Source organism: Clostridium sp. YIM B02569 (genome assembly GCF_022320765.1).
Lineage (GTDB): Bacteria > Bacillota > Clostridia > Clostridiales > Clostridiaceae > Clostridium > Clostridium beijerinckii.
Map to the genome: position 1 here is coordinate 1 of NZ_JAKJJX010000011.1, position 25,143 is coordinate 25,143.

General features: G+C 28.3%; 21 protein-coding genes. 3 read left to right on the forward strand and 18 right to left on the reverse strand.

Going from position 1 to position 25,143, the window contains the following annotated elements:
- Positions 1-90 precede the first annotated feature (90 nt).
- The 7 genes from L3B96_RS11185 to L3B96_RS11215 all read right to left on the reverse strand — a co-directional run bounded on the left by L3B96_RS11185 (position 91) and on the right by L3B96_RS11215 (position 7,209).
- Positions 91-870 carry a SprT family zinc-dependent metalloprotease gene (locus tag L3B96_RS11185; protein WP_011969067.1) on the reverse strand — a complete coding sequence of 260 codons (780 nt, stop codon included), beginning with the start codon at positions 868-870 and terminating at the stop codon, positions 91-93.
- Between the two features lie 81 nt (positions 871-951).
- Positions 952-2,988 (reverse strand): TetM/TetW/TetO/TetS family tetracycline resistance ribosomal protection protein, encoded by a 2,037-nt coding sequence (locus tag L3B96_RS11190; RefSeq protein WP_238860948.1) that lies wholly within the window; start codon positions 2,986-2,988, stop codon positions 952-954.
- 281 nt (positions 2,989-3,269) lie between these two features.
- Complete coding sequence (locus L3B96_RS11195; RefSeq protein ID WP_011969065.1) at positions 3,270-3,971, reverse strand: lysophospholipid acyltransferase family protein; 702 nt, start codon at positions 3,969-3,971, stop codon at positions 3,270-3,272.
- A 266-nt stretch (positions 3,972-4,237) separates the two neighbouring features.
- Positions 4,238-5,164: a ribonuclease Z gene (locus L3B96_RS11200; RefSeq protein WP_238860950.1), complete on the reverse strand. Its 927-nt coding sequence runs from the start codon at positions 5,162-5,164 to the stop codon at positions 4,238-4,240.
- Positions 5,165-5,233: 69 nt separating this feature from the next.
- Positions 5,234-6,016 (reverse strand): peroxide stress protein YaaA, encoded by a 783-nt coding sequence (gene yaaA, locus L3B96_RS11205; protein ID WP_238860952.1) that lies wholly within the window; start codon positions 6,014-6,016, stop codon positions 5,234-5,236.
- 133 nt (positions 6,017-6,149) lie between these two features.
- Entirely contained in the window at positions 6,150-6,305 is a 156-nt protein-coding gene (locus L3B96_RS11210) for a hypothetical protein (protein WP_011969062.1), read from the reverse strand.
- A 307-nt stretch (positions 6,306-6,612) separates the two neighbouring features.
- On the reverse strand, positions 6,613-7,209 hold the full coding sequence (locus L3B96_RS11215) for an NAD(P)H-dependent oxidoreductase (protein ID WP_238860954.1): 597 nt from the start codon (positions 7,207-7,209) through the stop codon (positions 6,613-6,615).
- A gap of 363 nt (positions 7,210-7,572) precedes the next feature.
- Between L3B96_RS11215 and L3B96_RS11220 the strand changes: the two genes are divergently transcribed.
- Positions 7,573-8,061, forward strand: coding sequence for a sigma-70 family RNA polymerase sigma factor (locus L3B96_RS11220; protein WP_017208929.1), 489 nt, complete (start codon positions 7,573-7,575; stop codon positions 8,059-8,061).
- Positions 8,054-9,463: a hypothetical protein gene (locus tag L3B96_RS11225; RefSeq protein ID WP_238860956.1), complete on the forward strand. Its 1,410-nt coding sequence runs from the start codon at positions 8,054-8,056 to the stop codon at positions 9,461-9,463. Before L3B96_RS11220 ends, L3B96_RS11225 begins: the two co-directional genes overlap by 8 nt.
- 107 nt (positions 9,464-9,570) lie before the next feature.
- Here L3B96_RS11225 and L3B96_RS11230 read toward each other — a convergent pair whose 3' ends face one another.
- Positions 9,571-10,803 (reverse strand): hypothetical protein, encoded by a 1,233-nt coding sequence (locus L3B96_RS11230; protein ID WP_238860958.1) that lies wholly within the window; start codon positions 10,801-10,803, stop codon positions 9,571-9,573.
- Between the two features lie 476 nt (positions 10,804-11,279).
- Between L3B96_RS11230 and L3B96_RS11235 the strand changes: the two genes are divergently transcribed.
- Positions 11,280-11,582: a hypothetical protein gene (locus tag L3B96_RS11235; protein ID WP_017208926.1), complete on the forward strand. Its 303-nt coding sequence runs from the start codon at positions 11,280-11,282 to the stop codon at positions 11,580-11,582.
- Between the two features lie 174 nt (positions 11,583-11,756).
- Here the strand turns inward: L3B96_RS11235 and L3B96_RS11240 are convergent, their stop codons facing one another.
- The 10 genes from L3B96_RS11240 to L3B96_RS11285 form a co-directional block, all read right to left on the reverse strand.
- Positions 11,757-13,271 carry a HAMP domain-containing sensor histidine kinase gene (locus L3B96_RS11240; RefSeq protein WP_238860960.1) on the reverse strand — a complete coding sequence of 505 codons (1,515 nt, stop codon included), beginning with the start codon at positions 13,269-13,271 and terminating at the stop codon, positions 11,757-11,759.
- A gap of 2 nt (positions 13,272-13,273) precedes the next feature.
- Positions 13,274-13,951 (reverse strand): response regulator transcription factor, encoded by a 678-nt coding sequence (locus L3B96_RS11245; RefSeq protein WP_017208924.1) that lies wholly within the window; start codon positions 13,949-13,951, stop codon positions 13,274-13,276.
- A 148-nt stretch (positions 13,952-14,099) separates the two neighbouring features.
- Positions 14,100-14,606, reverse strand: a complete 507-nt coding sequence (locus L3B96_RS11250; protein WP_238860962.1) for an NUDIX domain-containing protein — start codon at positions 14,604-14,606, stop codon at positions 14,100-14,102.
- 257 nt (positions 14,607-14,863) lie between these two features.
- Positions 14,864-16,087, reverse strand: coding sequence for a macrolide family glycosyltransferase (locus tag L3B96_RS11255; protein ID WP_238860964.1), 1,224 nt, complete (start codon positions 16,085-16,087; stop codon positions 14,864-14,866).
- 160 nt (positions 16,088-16,247) lie between these two features.
- Positions 16,248-16,439 (reverse strand): hypothetical protein, encoded by a 192-nt coding sequence (locus L3B96_RS11260; RefSeq protein ID WP_238860966.1) that lies wholly within the window; start codon positions 16,437-16,439, stop codon positions 16,248-16,250.
- Positions 16,440-16,642: 203 nt separating this feature from the next.
- Complete coding sequence (gene galU / locus L3B96_RS11265; RefSeq protein WP_238860968.1) at positions 16,643-17,533, reverse strand: UTP--glucose-1-phosphate uridylyltransferase GalU; 891 nt, start codon at positions 17,531-17,533, stop codon at positions 16,643-16,645.
- A complete protein-coding gene (locus tag L3B96_RS11270) occupies positions 17,530-19,224 on the reverse strand; it encodes a glycosyltransferase family 39 protein (protein ID WP_238860970.1) in 1,695 nt (564 codons plus the stop codon). Before L3B96_RS11270 ends, galU begins: the two co-directional genes overlap by 4 nt.
- 201 nt (positions 19,225-19,425) lie before the next feature.
- Positions 19,426-21,732 (reverse strand): glycosyltransferase family 39 protein, encoded by a 2,307-nt coding sequence (locus tag L3B96_RS11275; RefSeq protein ID WP_238860972.1) that lies wholly within the window; start codon positions 21,730-21,732, stop codon positions 19,426-19,428.
- 13 nt (positions 21,733-21,745) lie between these two features.
- On the reverse strand, positions 21,746-22,732 hold the full coding sequence (locus L3B96_RS11280) for a glycosyltransferase family 2 protein (RefSeq protein WP_238860974.1): 987 nt from the start codon (positions 22,730-22,732) through the stop codon (positions 21,746-21,748).
- 304 nt (positions 22,733-23,036) lie between these two features.
- Positions 23,037-24,755, reverse strand: coding sequence for a methyl-accepting chemotaxis protein (locus tag L3B96_RS11285; protein ID WP_238860976.1), 1,719 nt, complete (start codon positions 24,753-24,755; stop codon positions 23,037-23,039).
- Positions 24,756-25,143: the final 388 nt, after the last annotated feature.

A 25,143-nucleotide genomic window follows, 5' to 3' on the forward strand; every position in this document is an offset into this window, starting at 1 on the left:
TTTATTCTACCTCCAACCTTATAAAATAAACATATTACTTTTTGAAGTTTACACGAAAGTCTTGACAGACTCTATTTTACAGTGTTTATCCTATAAATACATATTTAATCCATTTAATTTAAGCCATTCATGTTTTTCTTTATAATCCGGCATTATTTCATGAACTCTATTCCAGAAATCCTTTGAATGATTCCTGTGGTCCATATGGCACATTTCGTGTACAACAATATAATCCAAAACATCAGGTCTTGCCATACTACATCTCCAATTAAATAGAATAACATTTTTCCATGTGCAGCTTGCCCATCTTCTTTTTTGTTCCTTAACTCTTATACCTGTAACCTTGTCTCTAAAATTCTTTGAATAATAACCTATTCTTTGTGTAACAATCTCCAAAGTTTCTTTTCTATACCACTTTTCAAATGCTGCCCTTAATTTTTCTATTTCCATTGTATTTGTGTGTATTATAAAACATTTCTCCTCATTACTGATATCTATATCTCCTAATAGCTCTTCACCATTTCTATATACATTATTAAAATTTCCACTAAGTTGAATAGATATGTTCTTTATTTTTTCATCAAAAATTAATTTAAAAGAATACTCTTTTCCTAAATATATAAATGTGCTTTCTGGTGTAAAATCTCTCTTAGTCTTTTTTGAATTTCTTTGAATCATTTCTTTCTGCTTTTCAAAAATCCAATCTGACCTTTTTCTCACAACTAACATAATATAATCTTTGCTAGTTTTTAAAGGAGCACTAACAACAACTTTTCCACTTTCTTCAATTTTAATACATATAGTTTTTCTTTTCCTCCGAATTAACTCAAATTCTATAATCTTCTTTTCAAACTCCAATTTATATTTCATTTTATCTCCAAATTATTAAATTTGCATTATAATTATTAAAATGAGTAATTACCTAAATGCAAATTTACTATAGTAACTTATTTATGCATCAAATTCAATATGCATTTCCTCATCAGCTCTATCCCATGTGACCAAATAGCCTTGACCATGCGAACAAAATACTGATGTTGACGTATATTCAATATCAGCGTTTTTATTGTATGCTTTAGTTTCTATTACTTCTTCACTATTATGGCATAAATCATATCCATCATATATTAAGTTTATGCTGCCTTTCCCTCTTGTAAAAGCTATAACTTCCATACTGTAATCCATAAATGTTGATACTGGTCCCCTCCCATTTATTATCACTTTATTTTCTAGCATTTCTATAGGTTCAAAAGTTCCACTTAGTTTTTGAATATCTGCTAAAATTCTTCCAACATGTTCATTAGAGGCTTCTATTACAAATTTATAATATGGTTCCAATAGTATATTATAAGCTTTCTCTAATCCTTGCCTTAATGCCCTAAATGTTGCCTCCCTAAAATCTCCCCCACAAGTATGCTTATTATGGGCTCTTCCAGTTAATAATGTTAACTTTATATCTGTTATAGACGATCCTGTTAATATACCATGATGCTCTCTCTCAAAAATATGCGTTCTAATTAAATTCTGATTTCCTTGAGTCAAATCATCGTCATGACATTTATTTTCAAAAACAATTCCACTATTCCTTGACAATGGTTCAAGTTTAAGATGCACTTCTGCGTAGTGTCTTAATGGTTCAAAGTGTCCACGACCTATAGATGCTTCTGCTATAGTCTCCTTATAAATAATTTGACACTTACCGAAATCAACTATTAAACTAAACCTTTCTTTAACTAACTCCTTCAATACCTCTAGCTGAATTTTCCCCATTACATGTACATCGATTTCTTGAAAAATTTCATTCCATGTAACATTTAGTGATGGGTCTTCTGATTCTAGCACCTTGAAATACCTTAAAACTTCACGAGCATTGCAATTTTTATCAAAAATCACTTTAGACATTAAGGTTGGAGTCATTTCGTATTGTGTTTTTTCTTTTAGATCCCCAATACCATCTCCTGCTACTGCCTTTGAAATACCTGTCACAGCAAATAAATCTCCAGCTTCTACAACATCTACTGCTTTAAATTTTTTCCCATTATATATTCTTATACTGCTTATTTTTTCAGTAATTTTGTTAGAATTATTTTGTACATGATCTAATTCTTTTACGAATTGAACACCATAGCTTACTTCCTCTCTAACCTTTAACTTTCCTTTTAAAGCTTTAATAAAAGTTACACGATTTCCATTTTCATCATGACGAATTTTATATACACGCCCAGAAAATTTTTCATTACTTTTATACTCTGTATATGTTAATTTATCAATAATATTTAGAAATTCTATTATTCCATCATCTTGAAGTGCAGATCCCCCAAAACATGGAAATAATTTGTTTTCTTTTATGAGTGATATAAACGTTTTTATCCAAAGATCATAATCATAGTTTCCTTCAATATATTTTTCTAAAAGTCCATCATTATGCTCACTTATAAATTCTATTAAATACTCATTTAAATTGAACTCATCAAATTTGTTTATATCATCTATTTCTTTTTTGCTGTCATAAATAAAATTATTATCTATATAACACGCATCACTCGATAAATCTCTTTTTATTTCTCTTATAGCTCTATCTTTATCTGCTCCAGTTCTGTCTAATTTATTAATGAAAAATATAGTCGGAATCTTATATTTTTTTAATAAATTCCACACTGTCTTTGTATGACCCTGTACTCCTTCAACTCCGCTTATAATGATTATCGCATAATCCATAATTTCTATAGACCTTTCCATCTCTGTGCTAAAATCAATATGTCCTGGAGTGTCAATTAAGTAATACGTAGAACCATTCAGTTCAAAAGTCCCTTGATCAGAAAATACAGTTATTCCTCTTTCTTTTTCTATATTATGACTATCTAAAAATGAGTCTTTATGATCTACTCGTCCTCTATTTGTTATACTTTTAGTATGATAAAGTACTTGTTCTGAAAATGTAGTCTTCCCTGCATCAACATGTGCTAAAATCCCTATTGTCTTTTTCATCAAATCATCCTTATAGTTTATTTATAAAATAATTATTTACCTTAATCTTCTACTAGTATTTACTTAGAGTATATCACATAAATTATTTGGAAGTAATATAAAACAAATGCACAATATTCAACTAAGTAATCTCAAAGAAAAAACATAATTTAAATTATATCTATAATTATCATAATAATTATTATATAAAATAAATTTCTTCTTCCCGTAAAATTATTTACTGAAAATTGTGCATTAGTATTAATACAAATAATTTAGTTCTAAAAATTATTAACTATTCTTTATTTTAAGTTATCTATAATTGTATTTCTTATATTCTCTGCTAAATTATACTCTTCTTCTTTAGATAAATTTTTAGTATCAATAGTTTTCCCAAATACCACTTTTATTTTTGTAGGTTTAAATTTTCTAGTATCTTCAAATGCTCTAGAAGCCCTATCTATACTTACTGGCACTATCATAGCTTGAGATTTAGTTGCTAATTTCAAACTTCCTTTTTTGAATTGCCCTACTTTTCCTTCTTTATTTCTAGTTCCCTCTGGAAATATAACCATTGAACTTCCATTCTTAATATTTTCAATTGCTTCATTTATTGATGCAATGGCAGCTCTTGTATTACTTCTGTCTAAAGGTACACATTTACTCTTTTTCAACCAGTAACCTAGTATTGGAGTTTTTAGCAATTCCCTTTTAGCAATAAATCCCATCTTCTTATTCACAGTATAAAGCAATATTATTATATCTAATATACTTGAATGATTACCTACAAACACGCATTGCTCTTCAGGTATATTTTCCGTGCCCGTCACATCTAATTCTATTCCTATTATTTTTAAAGTGAATTTACTCCAAAGATATGCAGTTTTTCTTACATACTCCTCAGCAGATTCATCACCCTGAGTTCTCAAAATAAATGTATGCTTAACTCCTTTTATCCTTACCCACAGCATATAAAAAACATAACATATTTTTTTTAAAAACATTTCTTGATTTCTCCTTTTTCTTTCGTCTCCAATTATTATATAATTTCTACCATATTATACTCTTTTTTTATTACATTGGCTATTTATATATGTAAAAATTATATAATTTCATTTTTCAAATTCACAACTAACTCAAATTCATGTTAATCTTCTTACTATCAAGTATAACTTAAAAACCATATACACATTTAGATTAATGTACTCAAATACTAAAAGTAAAAAAACATAAAACTAATATTCATAATCGGTTTTATGTTTCTCCTGGATTAATCTTCATTAAAATTTAAAGTTGTTTTATACCTATCAAAGCCAATTATAGTTTTATCGAAAACTTCATTTGCATTATTTAAGTATTCTTCCGGCTCGTTCATGGCCGTTCCAAAATGAGTTAATAAAAGTTTTTTAACATTGCCTTTTAGTGCTAAATCAGCTGCTTCTCTAAAAGTCATATGTTTATTTTTAATAGCTTTAGGTAAATCTTTATCATCTCCATAAGTACCCTCACAAATGAAATAATCACTATCATTAATAAATTCTATTATATTTTTAATTGGTCTTGTATCTGTAATTATACTGACTTTTATTCCTTTCCTCTCTTCTCCCGTTACCATATCATTAGTATATAAAGCACCATCTAGCACAATATTTTCTTCATTTCTTTGCAACCTATTCCACAGAATTTTAGGAACTTTATTTTTTTCAGCTTTCTCTACATCAAATTTTGGCTGCCGTTTAAAATAAAAACAATAACCTATACATGGTGAAGAATGATCTAACTCTAGAACTGATATATCTACATCTAAATTTATACTACCATCAAATAATTTAAATGTTTCTTTAGGATTATCTATTATATTAATTTCATAAGGCAACCAATTTGCTATTACTCTTAATTTTTCTACTGTTTCTCTTATTCCTTCTGGTCCTATAATTGTTATGGGTTCAGTTCTTCCACTATTACCTATCGTTCCAAGAAGTCCTGGAAGTCCTACAATATGATCGCCGTGGATATGAGTAATGCAAATAACATCTATAGACTTAAATCCTGTATTTGATATTCTCATTGATACTTGAGTTCCTTCACCACAGTCAACCAGAATTTTCCTTCCTCTATAATTTATTAGTGTAGCTGATAGAAATCTATTGGGCATAGGCATTCCACCTCCGCAACCTAATAAAAGTATATCAATCATCTAATTTCACCTCCTTTATGTAAAATACATTAAATCAGCTTGTCTAAAAGCAAGTAAATCCAAAATTATCTAGTTCCTATTATGTATATCTCTAGTAAATACCAAGTCTGCTTCATTAGATAACTCTTCATTAAATTCATAACCATCGTGATTGAATTCTTTTAATTCTTCTAAATCTTCTATCTTATTTCTTATAATAAAAGAGGTCATCAGCCCTCTTGCTCTTTTCGCCATTATAGTTATTATTTTATATTCTCCATCTCTATATTCCTTAAATATTGGTGTTATAACCCTTATGTCGCCTATTGTTTTAATATCTTCTATTGCTTTAAAATATTCATAAGAAGCTAAATTAACAATGGCCTTATTTTCACGTCTTTCTATATCTTTCAGAATATTATCTATTAATTTATTCCCCCAATAATCATATAAATTTTTAAACCCACCAATACCTAGCCTTGTTGCCATTTCTAACCTATAAAGATTTATTCCATCAAAAGGCTTTAAAACTCCATAAAGTCCTGATAAGATTCTTAGATTATCATTGGCATAAAAATAATCTTCCATCGTATAACTCCCTACATCAATTCCCTTAAAAACCTCACCTTTAAATGCAACTAGACACTGTCTTGCAGATTCTAAAGACTCTGACCAATTTTGAAATCTTTGGGTATTTAATTTAGCTAGCTTAGAACTTATTTTCATAAGCTTTTCCAAAGAGAAATTATCATATTTTTTCAACTCCTCAACTAATTCTCTAGCCTCATTTAAGAAATATGGCTTAGTCATTGGTAATGTCTCATTAAACTTAGAAAAATCTAAAGTTTTAGCTGGGGAAATTATTATCATCATTAAGTTTCTCCGCCTTTCATTTATAATATACTTCTTCTAGTTAATATAAATTTAGTATTAAATACTTACTTTGTGCTGTTCAAGTTACTTTTGAAAGTTTTATTCGTAATGAATTTATTATTCTATGGCCTTATTACTTATCAAATAAACCTCCACCGTTACCCACTTTTACACCTTTAGAATGTTTTCCTATAACTTTTTTTGCCCTTTGATTATTTTTACTGTTATTATTTTTTTGTTTCTTTTCCTCAATTATTTTTTTCATAATTTCTATGCTTTTATCATTCATGCAAAATTCCTCCGTCGTATAACATATTTCTCTCTGCATTTAATCTTAATAGAATAATTTGCTGCTTATTAAATCTTTAAATATAGATTTATTATTGTAACATATATAATTTAGTTTAATAGTTACCAAATTATTTTACAATATAAAAAATGCATTAAGATTCATGATTACTACATAAAAAGATTTGTTTATAATTTATGAAAATTTTCTGACATTTACATATAAAAATAACCGGATAAATAAAATTAATCATTATTAACTAGTTAATTTAATAGCTAATAATGATTAATAAATAATATTATTAAATTTATAAATTCTTGGCAGTTTCCTTTACTTTATCTATAGCTTCTTCTAGTATTTTATCAACATTTTCTCCTTGTACATCTAATTTCTCAGCTGAAATAGTTGTAATGTCTTTTATTCCAAAAAAGCCTAGTATACTTCTTAAATAGATACCATCAAGCTCATATGGTGTTTCAGCATATGAGCCACCTCTTGCCGCAATATATACAGCCTTTTTATTTTCTAAAAGTCCTACAGCTCCTTCTTGTGTGTATTTAAACGCAATTCCTACTACACTTATATAATCAACATATGCCTTTAATATCGCTGGAACACTTAAATTCCACATTGGTGCTGCTATTACATATTTATCAGCTTCTGCAAATTGATATGCATACTTAAGTGTTGGATGATTTTTACTTTCCTCATTTTTAGGTCCAAATACTGTATCTAAATCCTTACTTCTTAAGAAATCTATATCTTCTTTATACAAATCTAATGTAATAATTTCATCATCAGGATTATTTTTTTTATATTCATCTATAAGTACATCTGAAATTTTAAAAGTTCTTGATTTTCCTTCTGGTTTTGCATTTGCTTTAATATATAATACTTTGTTCATATATCTATCTCCCTTACTATATTATTCATATATAAGTTTGCACAGCTTTTTCATTTCTATTACTAAAAAGAGATAGTTTTCTTTTACCTTGATTTCTCCTTATCAGTTGCTAGACTATATTTCAGAAAAAGTGTTTTTATATTATATGTTTTTTAGTTTAATGACAGACATTTATGAAAATATTATTTTTCGACTTTTAATTGATTAAACTCCTAATATCTTTTAAAGTATTCTATATACGATTATCACTCGTATATAAATATTCTAATAAATTGAAATTTATCATAAACTAAGAAAATTATTATTGTGTGCAAAATTTTGTTGATATAAATCGTATTAAGTATTGGAGGGGGTAAAAATAAAATGGATGAGTTGGATAATAACAAAAGTTACATTCATTACTTAATAGAAACGTATTCCGATATGCTGATTCGAATTTCGTATTCATATATGAAAAATTTAAGTGATGCCGAAGACATAACCCAAGAGGTTTTTATAAAACTACTTGAAAAACGACCTGATTTTAAGAACAAAACACATGAGAAATCCTGGTTAATTAGAGTTGCTATAAATTTAAGTAAAGATAAGTTAAAGTCTTCTTATTTTAAAAATACTACATCATTAGAAGATGATTTTGTTGATACAACTCAGGAGGATACTGATGTAATCCAAGCAGTACTTAGTCTGCCATTAAAATATAGAAGTATAGTTTTTTTATATTATTATGAGAATTATAGTATTTCTGAAATTTCTAATATTTTAAACATAAAGGAATCTACTGTAGGTTCACAACTTAGCAGAGGACGAAAATTGCTAAAATCTATACTAAAGGAGGATTTTGAATATGAATAAAATTAAGAGCTCTTTTTCCAAAATAAAAGCAAGTGAAGAATTTAAAGACAATCTAAAAATGGAATTGCTAAATAATACTTCACAATTAGGGAAAAAAGCAACTGTAAATTATTATCCATTTGGATTAAAAGTTGCTGCTGTATTATTAATATTTTTAGGCACTGCTAGTTTTAAGCTAATTATAAACAATACATATAAACCAGAAAATATAGATGCAGGAAATACGACGTATGTCTCAAAAGATGAAGTAGATAAATTCACTAATGATAATTCAATTTCTTCTCCTGTTTCTAACAAAAATGATGACCATGCTATTGATAATAGTAAATCAAATGTAAAAGCTCAAAACTCTGCTGGTATAAAAAATAGTTCAAATTCTCATGATAATTCGCCAAGTACTAACAATAAGTATAACAATAACAATAATAATAATAGTAGTAATAATAAAGTTAAATATTCTAAAGAGACACCTTCAGGAAATACTAACACTAATAAAAATATAGCATCAGTTTCACAAAATTCTGATGATAATAATTTAACACCTTCAAACGATATAAATTCATCACAATATGCAACAACTTCGACCACTACTAATGATGATTCTAACAAGAATGGGGCTTTGTCCATTAATTCAACCTTGAGAAGTTTTAGTTCGAATGCAGTATACATTCCAAAATTCCAGATACCAAATATTCAAGAAAAAACTAAATTAGCAAAAATGGTTCCGTTAATTATTTACAATGGAAATGTATATCTCAAATCCCCTATATCGATAGATTCAAAAAGCTCAAAAAATATTTTAGGAAGAAAAATCGGTACTACACTAGGTGCATTAAATGAGATTAATCCTGTGAACACCTATTCTAAAAATATAGTTTCTAACATAGGCCCTACTGATGTATATGCAGTAAACGGATATGATGAGGATTTTAGAATAATGACTAATATAACTTTAGCTGATGGGACAAGTCATCCGGAAATTTATGAGTGCCTTAATGGAATTACAATAACTACTGGCAATGACTTTTTTGGAAAGCTTAATCTCCCGGGAAATATCGCAAATGCCAGAATTCAAACTCAAACATTTAGTGAGTCGAATAATGAAAAAGAAAACTTCTATTCAACTAGTGATGCCAATTTTCTTAATTCTTTTGTTCGTGAACTAGACAATTCAACCCCATATCTACCGGACAATATAGAGAATCCTTTAGATGACTATAAAAATAATGATAAATGTAAAAAGATATTTTTGGATCTAAAAAATGGTAGTAAAAATATTCCTTTTACGATATTGAGGAATGGTTATATATACTATGGAGACTATCCTACAATCTACTTTAAAATTGGCACTAACTTTACAAATGAAATTTGGGATGAATCCCCTATAATTAACGCTAATTGACCTATGAATTTAAAAATAAATAGTAGGGTCTGTCTGTTATAGTCCCTACTATTTTTATAAAAGTGTTCTTACCATAATATATTTATCAATATTCTATTTAAATAACTTTATTCTAGAGGCTTTGAATTCATAAATTCTTTAACTATTTCATCACAATTTTCAATATTTATAAAAAATATCACATTATAGTAGATGTTATTTTCTTTCCAGACATAATTAACCTGAGGCACGATACCTTCTTGTGAACTTTTAAATACTTGATTATTTTCAATTCTCAATTCTTTAACTTTCTTCTCTACATTTCTTTCTTCATTAATTTTAATATACTTATTTTTCATTATTTCATCATAAACTGATGAATTCGCGGACTGGCTAAATGTTATCGAACCATTTTGGTTTGAATAAAAATTATTTATTTCATAGCATGTTTTTTCTTTATTATTATTAAAATCTCCAACTAATCTAGCAGTAGAGTTAGTTATACTTATATCATCACTAATTCTAATTGGAAATTTAGGATCAAATCCGAGAGCATTTTTTGCTTCTTCTATATCTTCTTTATCATAAATGTTCATTTCTATATTTCCATCATTAAAATTCTTTATGCAATAATTTGAATCTTTTGTATCTTCAGGATACTTTAACGATTTTACTATATTTTTTATATCATCACTTGAAAGTTCTAATGAGTTATTACTACTCTTTTCGCTTTTAGACTCCGATTTATATTCCACACTATACCATAATCCATCATCTTTCCATGAAAAATAATTATTAACAGCTTTTATTTCACTTAATTGTTTTTCCATAGCTTTTTTTACCGGAAATGTAGTTGTTAAAATAACACTTAATCCATTTATATCGCCTATTTTCATTGGTTGCTTGGAGATTTCCACCTGAGAATTTTCTAATGCCTTAGATTTCCCATTTTCTATCACTTTTAATGATTCTGAAGGATCTTGTTCCGATATTTGTAACGAATATATTCCATCTTTATTTCCGTAAACTATTTCTAAAACGTTATCTTTATCAGAAATCCTTTTCAATTGAAGCTCTTGAGCTTTGTAGCCCTCTGGAAAAAAATCTGGAACTTTAAATCTAAAGTCCGATACCTGCTCCACTCTTTCTATGTCATTATAAAATTTTATAGGTGCATCAATAATAAATTTATGTTGTTCCTTCATCTTATCCATGTTATTTGAACTTATTTCATAAAGACTATTTTCTTGCGTAGCTTTAGCAACTATAAAATTTGTAAAAAATACTGCTGTTATTGCAATGCAACTTAGAATAAATCTTGTTAATTTATTATTATATCTATTTCCCAACACCTTCCCCATTGTATTCCTCCTTTTATTCATTATTGTTTTCCTTTTAGCTATGCATATTTTAAATCATTCCAATAATCTAAGAATATGGAACCAAACACTTCTTAATCTTAAATAATTTATAGAAATTAAGTTGTCCTTTAGTTTTGCATGATATAATTATTGTAATAATTTTACAATAATTATATCATAACTTTTGATTCATTAAATTTGTTTTTCTAAAACATTTTTCCTTATTTTACAAACATTCAAGCTGAATTTTTACTTATTTCTTTATCATTATTGTCTCTCAGCGTATAGGTAAATATTAAGGATAATAACTATTCTCTAGTAGAATACACTTATAAAAGAATATAATTACTCTAATGTAATAAAGAACTATTTGTCTATTTATTTCTCTCATATTATAATTAGGTATAAAAATATCTATTATTAGAGCTTAAATACCTAAATAACTAAATTATTTTCGTGGAGGATGATAAAATAATATGATAGATTTACTTTATAAATTATTGCCTATGGTATTCTTACTAATACTGAGTCAAGCTATCTATTTAAAGTTCGATGAAAAATACAAATTTACAGATATAATAAATTCAAAAATTAAAGTTCAACAAAAATGGAAACAATCTATTTGTATACTCTTTTTAGCGATTTCTTTATTATTTATTGCCGCTATTGGTATTTATGTGATTGAAATCCCTACAATTGTTTACTCTATGTTATGTGGTGTTTTAACTGGTACAAGCATTGGTATTTCGAACAAAATAAAAATTAAAAATAGTTTATAATATGTATTTTCTAAAAAATTTAGTTCATTGAAACTTATCTTAGGCTATTAATCTATATAAACTAACTAATTTTATAATGAATAAATTATCTTATTGAAAACTTATATAAATTAGGGAGCTGCCGCTAACAGATTTTAATCTGATATATCGACAACTCCCTTTGTATTTTTATTTTTAATTTGCTGCTGAACTTAAATCCATCTTATCAATTTCAAACCAAAAGTTAACTCCACCTTCAGCGTTTTCCACTCCATAAGCATTACGATGAAGATCTGCTATTGCCTTTACTATAGACAAGCCCAAGCCATAACCCCCATAAGCTCTTGTCCTAGCTTTATCTACTTTATAAAAGCTACTCCATATCTTATCCAAATATTCATCTGGTATATGCTTTCCTGTATTAAATACATTTATTCTTATTTTATCTTTGACATTAATCTTAGTTATCCTAATGATCTTATTATTGTCTACATGATTAATTGCATTATTAATGTAGTTTGTAAGTATTTGCTCTATACGAGTCATATCTCCGTATACAATCACGCTTTCTCCGGGTTCAAATTTGATTTCTATGTTTTTTTCTTCGAAAGTTGACTTATATCTATTAAGTACATATTCTATTAATGATACTAAATTAAATTCTGTTTTTTCTATATGAAAATAACCAGATTCAATTTGTGATAAGTTTAATAAATCTCTTACTAATTTGTTCATTTTATCAGTTTCATTCATAATAACATCACAGTAAAATTTCCTATCTTCATCACTTTCTGTAACATTGCTTACAAGACCTTCCGCATAGCCTTGTATTACTGATAGCGGAGTTCTTAACTCATGAGAAACACTTGAGATAAATTCTTTTCTCATTTCATCTATTTTTCTTTCCTTCTCTATATCTTCTTCTAATCTCTTATTTTTTATATTCAATTCCGTAATTGCCCGGCTTAGCTCTCCAGATAAATAATTAACGCTTTGTCCAAGTTGGCCAATTTCATCTTTTCCATTCATACTACATTTTTTCCCAAAATCGAATTTAGCCATATTCTGCGCTATGCTATTTAATTCTAGTATTGGTTTTGTAAATCTTTTTGAAAACCAAAATGCCCATAAGCTCCCTAAAAGTATAATTACTCCTCCAATAATTAATATAAATCTATTTGCAATATCAACACTTTCACTTATTGAGACTAATGGAACTCTTATAGCAAGGATGTCCCCATTACTTATTTTGGTTACAAGCGTTAGAAAGTCTATTTTAAGTTGAACATCCCTTCTATTTTCAAATGTATACTTTCCCTCACTATATGTATTGTTAATCTTATCGTTTTGAACATCAGAATCTGGTGGTGGCTCCACATTAGGTCTAAATTTATTTCCCATATTATCAACTATATTTTTTTCATTTGGCAGCCGTCTTGAAGATTTATATATTAGCTTACCATCTTTATCTCTAATATCTATGCTGCCACCTACTATATTAGCGGTTCTATCCAGTTCATCCTGAATATCATTTGGATCTCCAGTATACATATCAACTAAATGCTTTGCATTATTTTCAAGCATATTTTCTTTATTCTTAATGTAGTATTGCTGAAGATATAAGTTATTTAATATCCATAAAGCAGAGATAAAAAAAACTAACAATAAAGTTATCGATAAAAAAAGTTTTGATCTTAATGACTTATTCATACTTATTCCTCAAACCTATAACCGTAACCGCGTACTGTTTGTATATAATCACTTTTTCTATCTAACTTTATTCTTAATCTATTTATATGTGTATCCACTGTCCTTAAGTCTCCATAATAATCATATCCCCATACCTTATCTAATATTTGCTCTCTACTTAATGCTTTCCCATAATTTTCAGAAAGATAAATCAATAGTTCATATTCCTTAGGACTTAAATCAACAACTTCTCCATCTATAACTACTTGATGGGCACTATGGTCTATTGTCAATCCATTAAAATCTTTGAGTTCTTTACCTTTATCTTCTGAATTTGCCCTTCTCAGAACAGCATTAACCCTCGCTATTAGTATATTAGGACTAAACGGTTTTGATATATATTCATCAGCTCCAATATCTAATCCAAAAACTTCATCAAATTCCTCTCCTCTTGCAGTTAGCATAATAATGGGAACTTTAGATTTCTTTCTTATCTCTCTGCATACAGTAAATCCATCATATTCTGGCAGCATTACATCAAGAATTATTAAATCTATATTTTCCTCACTCGAAAACAAATTCATAGCTTTCTTTCCATCATCAGCCTCAATTGTTACATACCCTTGTTTTTTCAGAAAATCTGTTACGAGCTTTCTTATTAATGGTTCGTCATCAACAACTAGTATCCTTTTCCCCTTCATTATATACCTCCACAAAAATATCAATTATTTTTATTATAGCTAATTTTTGTTACAAACATGTCACAGATCATTCTGTTATCTTAAAATAAACAAATATTAAGATATGTATTATAAATTTTCTTGTCTTATTTGATATAACTAATTGCCTCTAATATTCACTAACTTTATCATTAATTAGGGATAACATATCATAAATTTCTGGATATTCAAATAGCTCCCCAGATAAAAGCATATTATTAAATTCTTCAATAGATACGAATTTCACGTTACTAACTTCTTCCTTTTGAAGGATTAATTTAGATAATTCAACATCTTTATATACAAAATATATATCCCAAATAGAATTTTCACGAAATATTCTACGAATAAAATTCAACTCATCTTTTTCGATAGATAATCCTATCTCTTCCTTAACTTCTCTCAAAGCTCCTTCCGCTGTGCCCTCTCCACTAACCATACATCCTGTAGTTAGCCCCCACGTATTAGGGAGTACATCCTTATTACTTGATCTTTGTTGAATTAATATTTTGCTGCTGCTATTAATTATCCAGACTTCAGTTGCCAAATAATATTCACCATCTTCTAGCTTTTCGGACCGTTCTTTTTTTAATCCGGTTTTATAGCCTTTACTATTGTATATATCTCTTAATTCCATATTACATCTCCCATTCAATTAATATAAACCTACTACTTAAATCATATATAAGCTTTATTCATTTTTGAAATATTATAATAAATATACTATCATAAATTATAATATTATATTTCATTTAATGCGAATTTCTTCCATATAAATTATAAATTTTTAAAATAAATATCGCATAATTCAAATGAATTTGCGATATTCTATCATCTTATGTTTATATACAATAAATCTAAACTAATTAACTTTGATTTATCAATAGCTAAATCCTATTTCATAGAATTTTTTAGTTTTATTATTTCATCAACTCCAACTTTATATCCTCCTGCTTCCCTTAAAGATTCACCTATCTTCTCACTGTTAATCTTAAAGTTATCGTCTGATAGTATCTCAGCTACACATTTATTTAGTGCTTCCGGCGTAATTCTATTTTTTTCTATCACAATTCCTGCGCCAAGTTCAGCCACCCTATTAGCCACAAAAGGTTGATCAACCGATTGAGGTATTAAAATTAACGGTATGTTAAAGTATAAACCTTCATTTGTACTATTCATACCACCATGAGTGATAAATACATCTGCATATTTTAATACTTCTAATTGTGGTACATAGTTACGAACTATAAAGTTTGATGGGATATTTTTAAATATGCTTATATCAATTTTTCTGCCTACAGACATAATAACTTTTACATTCATATTGCAAAAAGCTTTAAAGCAACACTCATAGAATTCAATAGAATTATTGAATATAGTTCCTAGAGATATATAAATTACCTTCTTATCCTCATCATTTGATAAATCAAAGTCGATACTTTCTTTTCTATCTATTACTGATGACCCAATAAATTTATAACTTTCATCAAAACTTTCGCTATATGGTTGAAAGTACTTAGATGTATATACAATATTAAGCATTCCTTTCTTTCCAGATCTATCTACCATGCTAGGAAACTTTATATTATACTTCTCTTGTAATTCATTGACAAAGTCCACATAATTATGACTGCTTAGAATTTCTTTAATCTTTGGCTTAGCTCCTTCCATCTTTAACTTAAATTTTTGTGAGATTGGTAGATCTAACAAACTTTTTATTATTTTTTCATTTATTGCAAAAATGCTACTAGAAGAAATTGTTGGTATATTTAATACTCTTCCCACTTCTCCACCTAATACAAACGAAGAATCGTAAATAATATAATCAAATTTTTCATCTAATTTGAAGATCTCTTCGATTATTTCTTTAAAAGTATTAAGGGCATTCAATAGTTTTTCATTAGTTTCTAAATTTAAACTACTGGTAATTAAACTAGATAAATCAAATAAATTTTTATGCCCAATAAACTTAGCACCTGTTTTTTCTATTTTATCTCTAAACTCTTCTCCTGCTATATATGTAACATCTTCTCCCCTATTTATGAGCTCCCTAACTATTCCTATAGTTGGATTAACATGTCCGTGACCTAACATATTTACAAATAAAGCTTTTGACATTTTTTTCACTCCTTTGCCCTTATATATTTATAGTGATAATCCACAAATATTTGTTTATTTGCAAGACTTTCAATTTTAATTTTATATTATCTAATTTTTTATTTAAAAAATCCACGTATTACTAAGAAGTAATCCATGGATTTTTATTTTTAAGAAAGATTTAAAACCTCTTATTGGGTTGGATTTGATATGCTGCCATGCTTATATTTTCTCCTGAGTGGAGAAAATACCACGAATTATCATAGTTTCCTCCATCTGTTTCTCTTCTTGGTCCATATACAACAATTGTTTCAGATGTTGAATTCGTTATTATAACATTTTGATTCTTATGTTCTAATTTTTTTAGTCGCAATAGTCATAGTTGAACTACTTATATTTCTCCTACTTTGATTACTTTTTATCTTACGTTACTAATATACCCAACATTAATTAACTATACTCATACTATAAATTTGTTTTTCCTAACTATTGATATATTCATTTATTTATAAAATACTTTTATACAAACGGGGAAAATTATATAAAGTTTGCATCACCTAGACAATGTATTATGTTTTAATGAATTAAATCTAGATTAGCACTTCTATCTCTTAAATCTGACAAGTACGTTATAAAATCATCCCTTAAATCATCACGTTTTAAAGTAAATTCTATATTAGCTTGAAGATATCCTAACTTATCACCAACATCATACCTTTTTCCTTCAAAACAATAAGCATATACTGCTTCTTGTCTTGTTAATTCTTTTAGCGCATCTGTCAATTGAATTTCTCCTGATTTTCCTGGTTTGGTACTTTCAAGTATATTAAATATATCTGGCGTTATTATATATCTACCTAAAATAGCTATGTTAGATGGTGCCTCTTCGATTTTAGGCTTTTCCACCATATCACTAACCTTATAAAGTCCTTCATCAATCTCTATCCCTTTTATTATTCCATATTTCGGTATATTGCATTCTAAGATTTCTTGAACGCCTAATACTGAAGTCTTATATTTATCGTAGCAATTTATCAATTGTTTTAAGCATGGAACTTCATTATCAACTATATCATCACCAAGCATTACTGCAAAAGGCTCATTTCCAACAAAGTTTTTAGCATGACTTATTGCATCTCCAAGTCCTTTAGGTTCTTTTTGACGTGTATAGTAAATGTCTACCATATTAGATATACTTTGTACCATCTTAAGTAAATCGTCTTTTTTACTATTCTCAAGCTCATCTTCAAGCTCTACAGATTTATCGAAATGATCTTCTATAGCCCGTTTATTTCTCCCTGTTATTATAAGTATTTCCTCAATGCCAGATTCAACTGCTTCTTCTACTATATATTGGATAGTAGGTTTATCTACTATAGGTAACATTTCTTTTGGTTGAGCTTTAGTTGCTGGCAAAAACCTAGTTCCAAGGCCGGCTGCAGGTATTACTGCTTTTCTTACGTTCATAACAATTCACTCTCCTTATTATCAATTTTTAAAGAAAATTTTTTAACAGTGTTATCTATAATAACTTTTACTAAATATAAAACTAATATTACATTAAATAATGAAGTTACTTTCAATAAAACCTCAAAAACTGATGTGTTTGTTTTGAAGAAAACCGTAGAGATGTTAATATAGCTAGTAATACTAAACCCAATAGCCATTATAAAAAATCTCCTGTCTTTTGAATATATAAATGCTAAAATTGATAATGCTACCGCTGGAAATAAATATCTTTCGTGCATTCCAACCGAAAATGTAAATACTCCTGCAATTTGAAGTAAGGATATTGCCGAAATATACTTTCTGTCATTCCCTTTTATATATAAAATCCATCCAATTAAAGTTGTTAGAATTATAAACATAATTCCAATTGTATGATAGCTAGATATAAAAAATGTAGCATTATCATTTTTATAATTTGCTCCTACTAAACCAAAAAAATTGAACGCATTTACAGAAGCATATGGATATTCTGATATTGTCTTTAAATAGAGATTAAAAATCCAAGTTGGACTTTGTTCGTTTACCGAAAAAGGAATTATAATTACAATTACAGTTGCTACCGCTGAAACTGCAGCATATATAAAATTTCTAATTTTTCTTTGTCTAACTAATTCAAAGAAAAGTACTGGAAGAAATATAATTCCCTGTGGTTTCATAAGTACAGATAATGCAAACATTACTGATGAAAATACATATTTTTTTTCATATAACAGATATATTGAAATAACAATAAGTAATGTAAATAAAGAATCAACTTGTCCCCAAAATGTAGAATCTATAAAAATTGCTGGATTAAAGATGTAAAATGTAGCTAAAAAAGTACTAGTTACTGTATTTAAAAACCTTTTCCCAATTCTATATATAAAATAAGCTGTCGCAACATCTGCTATTATAGATGGAATTTTAAGTAGTAATATATAATAAGAATTAAATATTTGTATATTTGCAATTTTTCCTATGCACCCTAATATGTATATATATACAGGTGGATAATCGGCTTGTCCAGCATTAGCATAAAACTGCGAAAAACCGTTTGCCGCAGTTTCTGCCCAATTTTTAAATAAATTAATATCATTATGGCTATTTGTAAGATTTGAAACTGCAATTCTTAAGAAAAAACCCACAGCTAATAATGTAACTATAAGTAGTTTTTCATCTGTAATTTTAATTTTAATTTTTTTAAGTTCAAATAAATAGTAAGCAACGAATGATAATATTAAAATTATTCCACTATATATGTTAAGAGATTCAAGATATTTTGTGTCTATAGTTCCCATATTCATCTTATTATTAGATTTTCCTTGCGGCATATTATTTTCACCTTTTGGCCTGTTGTTATTAGTGTCATTCTGATGACTTCCATCTTTTCCTTGTTGATTATTTCTATTTCCTTTAGATTGTCCATTTTCATTTTGAACTTGCTGCTCATTATGATCATCAGAAGCTAATCTTCCACCACCATTTGGTGGTGTCATATCTTCCCCATCACTCCGATTAGGATTAAATTCACCATTAAAAGGCATATTTTGTGTCATAGCATTATTGCTTTTATAATTCTGCATTGCATAAATACTTAAACCTGCTGATACTAATAAAGCAAGAACTAAACTTATTCTAAATATATATTTCTTAAAATTAGTTTTCTTCATTTTCTTACTTTCCTTTCAATAACATTAAAATACTAAATCATGAAAAAATTATGAGTTTAGTCATACTTGTAATACATTTTCAACTAAACTTACTGATATATAATATTATATATATATCAGAAATAAGGGGCATACTTTTGTAAAACATGAATTAATGTATCCCCCCTATTAGTGAAGTAGTTTATATTTATAGATATAGCTTTAATTTAAAGTTGCTGCTGCATCTTTTAAATCATACAGCACTTCAGAATTGTTTTCCCCAAAACCTCCTGAACCTTGTCTTCTTAAATTTGAGTCCTTATTATTATGTTCATATGCATTTTGTGTATCAGAATTTATATTTTGTTCATTATTACCTGAAACACTCTTTGAATCATTATAATTATCTGCCAATTTATTGTTTTCTGCGTTATTAGATGATGTATCTTTATATTCACTTTCAGAAACCTTAGTACCATTCTCAGTGACCCAGCTCATGATTTCATTGCTGCCGTCTCTTCCTCCCATACCTCCTGTAAGTACATATCTAACCTCACCATTTTTAACCATTTGCTTAAATTGATCTAAAGTAAGTATATTATCAGAACCTGAAAAACCTCCAAGAGCCATTATTGGCATACCTGTTTGAATTATCATGTTATCTGCACTTTGAGATGAAGATACAACAAGTAAATATTTCTCATTTGTTTTGTTACTTTCCAAGAAATTAACTAGCTTTGAGTTTTCATTACTGTTATTTCTTCCACCTCCAAAGCCACCTTTATCACTATTGGAAAGCAGTTCTAATCCTCCAGTAGGAATTGAACTATTCACACTATGAGTAATTGCTGCACTTGCTCCAATAAATGGTGTCACTAAAATTGATATAGTAGCAATTACTGACAATATTCTCTTTAATTTCATATTGTCAGTATAAAAATCAATAGTATTTTTTCTTTTAATATAGGTTAATATATTTAATAAAGCCAATATTGCTGAAGTTGCAAAACATGCTATTAATGATACTAGAATTATATTTCTTACAACTGATGATAAATTGCTTGAGAAATATGACAACATAATCATATGTGTTATGCCCTCTATAGCAAAGGCTATTGGTAAAAGCCACGCTTTCCATTTACCTTCCTTATAAAATTCCCACATTGTAGTAATTCCAATTCCTGATAATGCTGCTGCTGGCGGCGCCATCATTGTTAAATAATATGGATGGAATAATCCAGTTGTATAACTAAAGTAAATAAATTCAGGAACTAACCATGTAATCCATAATACCAATGATGATTTTCTTTTATTATCTAATTTAAATTTCAATTTTTCCCTCAACGCACCTGCTATAAATCCGAATAATGCAAGTGGTAAGAACCAAACTATTTGATCTGACAAACTATTTTTAGAAAATAATCTTGTTAATCCCGCTTTTGTTTGTCCTCCAAAAGAACCTTGAATTCCTCCTTGTCCTCCCTGCATTCCTTGTTGCATTCCACCATTAGGCGGCTGCATGTTGTTACCACCTTGGTTGTTTGTTATCTCAGCTGGTACCATTGCCTCATTATTTCCATTTGGTGCTCCACCTGAAACTCCTCCTTGGTTGTCTCCGTTAAAATTATCTTGTGACATTTGTTGATTCTTATTATTGTCACTACTTACATCAGCGTTATTCTCTGATTGTCTTTTTCCATCATCTTGCCTGTTATTTCCCCCAAAGCCTTTATCTTTACCACTTAGGCCAAGTCGTTCTAAACCATTATGTCCAATTATAAGTTCCATAACACTATTGTCTGTACTACTGCCTATATATGGTCTGTCTTTTGCTGGTACTAAGTCAACAATTATAGCCCAAGAGAAAGATACTACAAATAATATAATTGTAGAAACAATAAGATGACCTATTCTCTTCTTAAATGATACAGTTGTAGAAAGAAGATATGTTATATATATTGCAGGTCCAATCATGTATGCTTCTAGCATTTTTATATTAAACCCAATACCTACAAGGAGTAAACTTATGTAAAGATATCTAGCTTTTCCTTTCTCAGTTGCCTTAGTGAGAGCTAAGCAAGCGAATAATAACGTTACAACAAGTAAATTATCTATAGTATTATTTCTACTTGCAGCTACAAAAACTGGTGTTACAGCTAGGCATAAAGCTGAAATGTTTCCAGCTAAACTTCCAAAAGATTTTTTAACAAGATAATATATAAGATAAACTGAAATTACCCCTGATAGTGCTTGCGGTAACAATATACTCCATCCGCTAAATCCAAGTATCTTAGCAAATAGAGCCTGTATCCAAAATCCCATTGGCGGTTTATCAATTGTAACAAAACTCCCTGGATCAAAGGATACAAAAAGGAAATTTTTAAGATTCATAGTCATGCTCTTTACTCCAGCAGCATAGTAGCTATTACCATATCCTTCAATTCCTATATTAGCAAAATTCAATACCGCAGATAATATTAAAATTAAAGATATACTTATATTCTCTTTAGTTAATTTTAGTTTCTTCAAATTCGTTCCCCCTCTATAAAGTCTTTTTATCTAGATCAATAATATTATATTTTTTACTTGATCTATTATAATTTGTTGTACTAGAAATTATATAAATTGGTCTACCTTTGCTTTCATCGAATATTCTTCCAATATACTGACCCATTATCCCAATACAACCTAAAACTACTCCAAACATCATCATGTTAATTCCTATCATCATAGTAAAATTCAACAAGCTGCTTTTATTAATTATAGCTTTCATAATATCAACAAACATTAAAATCATTCCAACCAGCAAAGCTAGAATCCCAAAATGGCCCGCAATAATAAGTGGTTTATATGATAGTGCTGTTATACCATCACATGCCAACTTAAGCATCTTTTTTAAAGGATATTTAGTTTCTCCTGCAAATCTTTCCTGTCTTATAAACTCAACATAAGTTTGCTTATAGCCAACCCAACTTACAAGCCCTCTTACATATCTGTTCCTTTCAGGTAAAGCTATTAGTGTATTACACACCTTCCTATCTATAAGCCTGAAATCTCCTGCATCTACTGGAACGTCAACTGTTGTCATACTTCTTAATAATCTATAATAAACTCTTGCCGTAAATTTTTTAAAAAAGGTTTCACCTTCTCTCTTTACTCTCTTTCCATAGACAACTTCATAACCTTCTTTCCATTTTTCAATCATTTTAAGCATTACTTCTGGTGGATCTTGGAGATCAGCATCTATTACAATAATTGCATCTCCTAATGCTAAATCCATACCTGCAGTTATAGCCGCTTGGTGACCAAAATTTCTTGAAAAATTAATGAGTTTTATATTCTCATCTCTGCTACATATTTCTTCTGTTATTTCTCTTGTTCTATCTTTACTTCCATCATTCACAAATACAATTTCGTAACTTTCATTTGTAGAATCCATAACTTCTTTAAGTCTTTTATAACTTTGATTTACAACAAGTTCCTCATTATATAAAGGTACTATAACAGAATAAACTGTTTTATCATTCATATTTATCACCTCAAATATCTTTTATAAATTAAATGTTGAGTTATAAACTCTTTTAAATCTATATTTACATTCTAGAAAATAATTGTCACAGTTTTGTTACATTCCAATCACAAATTATATACATTTTAAATAAATATTATTATTAGAGATTTACCTATGAACTTATACCAATATATTTATGCGAGGAAGATTTCTCATTAAATGAAAAATAATTCACAAAAAAAGATAGCACCTCATCTTGAAAATGCTATCTTTTTTTCTTTAAATACTATAATTTTAAAGAGATCTACTTATATATAATTACTTATATCTTAAATTTGTTCACCACTTCATTTAACTTTTCTGCTAGCAGAGCCTGCTGCTCCGCAGCTTTCGCTAGCTGCTCTATGTCAATTGTTGTTTCGCTTACACTATCTTTTATTGTTTCAGCGTTTTCAGATGATTTCTGTGCAATTTCAGCTGTATTTTGTACTGCATTAGTTATTTCATGAATTGTTGCTGTAAGTTCCTCTGACATAGAAGCTATTTCCTCTGACATATTTGCTACAAATTCTGCATCATCATAATATTGATTCCCCATATTCTTCATATCCTCAAATTTAGAATTTACATCTTCTTTTATAAAATCTAATACTTCTACGTTATTATCAGAAAGATTTCTAAACGCAGCTTGTACTTTTACTATTGTATCTTTTATAATAGTAACAGCCTGAGATGCCTCTTCCGCTAACTTCCTAACTTCTTCTGCTACTACCGCAAAACCTTTTCCATGATCTCCTGCTCTTGCTGCTTCAATTGCGGCATTAAGAGCAAGTAAGTTTGTTTGCTCTGATATATCAGCTATAGTATCTGCCATCGCTTTTATATCTTCTACAACTTTCCCAGATTCAATTGCTTTAAACCCTTTTTCTCTCTTTTCTTCATATAATCTTCCCGCTTCCTCTAATGACACTTTACCTTTACCTTGTACTTCTGTAGCTCTTTCTTTGGATTTACTTGCATTATTGCTTCCTTCCATTGCTTTACCTGATAGTAAATTAATATTAGAATCCACTTCCTGAATGGATGCGCTTATTTCTTCCGATGATGCACTTGTTTCTTGTATATCATTTGATATATTTCTAATTGATGCGTCTATACTCTCTATAGTCGTTGTTAATTCCTCTACAGTAGCAGAAAGTTCCTGGCTAGAAGCATTCATATCCTGTGATCTTTCCATTATCTCCTTTACTAAAATACTAATATCATTTTTCATTAAAAATATTGAATTAGCTAGATCTCCAATTTCATCTTTTCGTTTTAAAAGCAGTTCAGGAACTGATACTGTAAAATCTCTCTTAGCTAAAACTCTAATGCACTCTACTGATAATTTCAATGGGTTAGCAATTGTTTTAGATATAATAACTGATAAAGTAGCTGCTATCACTACTGACAAAAAACCTAGTATTATAAAAATCTTTCTAGAATAACTAAAACTATTGTTATTTTGAACATTTATTTCTTGTGCTTTATCAGCATTATATATCGCCAAAGTCTTTAAGTTTTTTTGAAATTCATCTACTTTCCCTGTTATTGATTTATATTTTTCTAAAGCCTCTTCTTGCTTCCCATCCATGGCTAACTTTATAATTTCATCTCTTGCTGCTCTATATTCTTTAAGATCATTCTCAACTAAAGGTATAATTTCTAATTCGAATTGATCAACCTCATTCCCTTTATAAGCCTGCCAGTTATTATCATATGCCTTTACTCTATCTTTAATATCATTTAATTTCTTATTTTGTTCTTCAGTATCTTTTACATTCAAAATAATATTATATGTATCTGCCTCTATTGCCCTTGATTGGTTTCTATTATCATTTAACCACTGTACAGGAAGCAATCTATCTTTATACATAGATGTTACATTATAATTTGATTGTAAATTATAATAATATCCAATTCCCCCCATAAAAATAATCAGTAAAATCATTATCCCCGAAAATAAGAAAATTTTCTGTTTAACTTTTAAATTATTAATCATATTTAGTCCCCCTTTAAGCATTAAAAACTAATTTAATCGTTTAATCTTTAGCTGTTTAATATTTAATCTATTAAAATATAATAATAGACCAATTGAAACTATCAAGTTTGAACCGGTCTTTTGTAATGTTAACTGCAAACTACTATAATATTTACTAAAAACAGTTAATCACACTCTTTTATTTATTACACCAAATTACATTATGTGACTTTCATTCATCTCATAGCAATTGTTATTTTCTTAATATTAAAGTAATTTTATCATTTAAATAAAAAAATAACAATAAATATTATAATTTCCCCATAATTTTTTCATAATAAAAAAGCCCTCAAAAGAGAGCTTTTTATTATGAAAATCAAAAATATTGATTTATACAATTATATTATTT

Bases quoted from the DNA above. Each gene is read 5' to 3' on its own strand.
- L3B96_RS11200 (WP_238860950.1), bottom strand. From the start codon at position 5,164: ATGATTGATATACTTTTATTAGGTTGCGGAGGTGGAATGCCTATGCCC.
- L3B96_RS11285 (WP_238860976.1), bottom strand. From the start codon at position 24,755: ATGATTAATAATTTAAAAGTTAAACAGAAAATTTTCTTATTTTCGGGG.
- L3B96_RS11210 (WP_011969062.1), bottom strand. From the start codon at position 6,305: ATGAATGATAAAAGCATAGAAATTATGAAAAAAATAATTGAGGAAAAG.
- L3B96_RS11270 (WP_238860970.1), bottom strand. From the start codon at position 19,224: ATGAAGAAAACTAATTTTAAGAAATATATATTTAGAATAAGTTTAGTT.
- L3B96_RS11240 (WP_238860960.1), bottom strand. From the start codon at position 13,271: ATGAATAAGTCATTAAGATCAAAACTTTTTTTATCGATAACTTTATTG.
- L3B96_RS11190 (WP_238860948.1), bottom strand. From the start codon at position 2,988: ATGAAAAAGACAATAGGGATTTTAGCACATGTTGATGCAGGGAAGACT.
- yaaA (WP_238860952.1), bottom strand. From the start codon at position 6,016: ATGATGATAATAATTTCCCCAGCTAAAACTTTAGATTTTTCTAAGTTT.
- L3B96_RS11215 (WP_238860954.1), bottom strand. From the start codon at position 7,209: ATGAACAAAGTATTATATATTAAAGCAAATGCAAAACCAGAAGGAAAA.
- L3B96_RS11220 (WP_017208929.1), top strand. From the start codon at position 7,573: ATGGATGAGTTGGATAATAACAAAAGTTACATTCATTACTTAATAGAA.
- galU (WP_238860968.1), bottom strand. From the start codon at position 17,533: ATGAACGTAAGAAAAGCAGTAATACCTGCAGCCGGCCTTGGAACTAGG.
- L3B96_RS11245 (WP_017208924.1), bottom strand. From the start codon at position 13,951: ATGAAGGGGAAAAGGATACTAGTTGTTGATGACGAACCATTAATAAGA.
- L3B96_RS11235 (WP_017208926.1), top strand. From the start codon at position 11,280: ATGATAGATTTACTTTATAAATTATTGCCTATGGTATTCTTACTAATA.
- L3B96_RS11225 (WP_238860956.1), top strand. From the start codon at position 8,054: ATGAATAAAATTAAGAGCTCTTTTTCCAAAATAAAAGCAAGTGAAGAA.
- L3B96_RS11255 (WP_238860964.1), bottom strand. From the start codon at position 16,087: ATGTCAAAAGCTTTATTTGTAAATATGTTAGGTCACGGACATGTTAAT.
- L3B96_RS11280 (WP_238860974.1), bottom strand. From the start codon at position 22,732: ATGAATGATAAAACAGTTTATTCTGTTATAGTACCTTTATATAATGAG.
- L3B96_RS11230 (WP_238860958.1), bottom strand. From the start codon at position 10,803: ATGGGGAAGGTGTTGGGAAATAGATATAATAATAAATTAACAAGATTT.
- L3B96_RS11250 (WP_238860962.1), bottom strand. From the start codon at position 14,606: ATGGAATTAAGAGATATATACAATAGTAAAGGCTATAAAACCGGATTA.
- L3B96_RS11185 (WP_011969067.1), bottom strand. From the start codon at position 870: ATGAAATATAAATTGGAGTTTGAAAAGAAGATTATAGAATTTGAGTTA.
- L3B96_RS11195 (WP_011969065.1), bottom strand. From the start codon at position 3,971: ATGTTTTTAAAAAAAATATGTTATGTTTTTTATATGCTGTGGGTAAGG.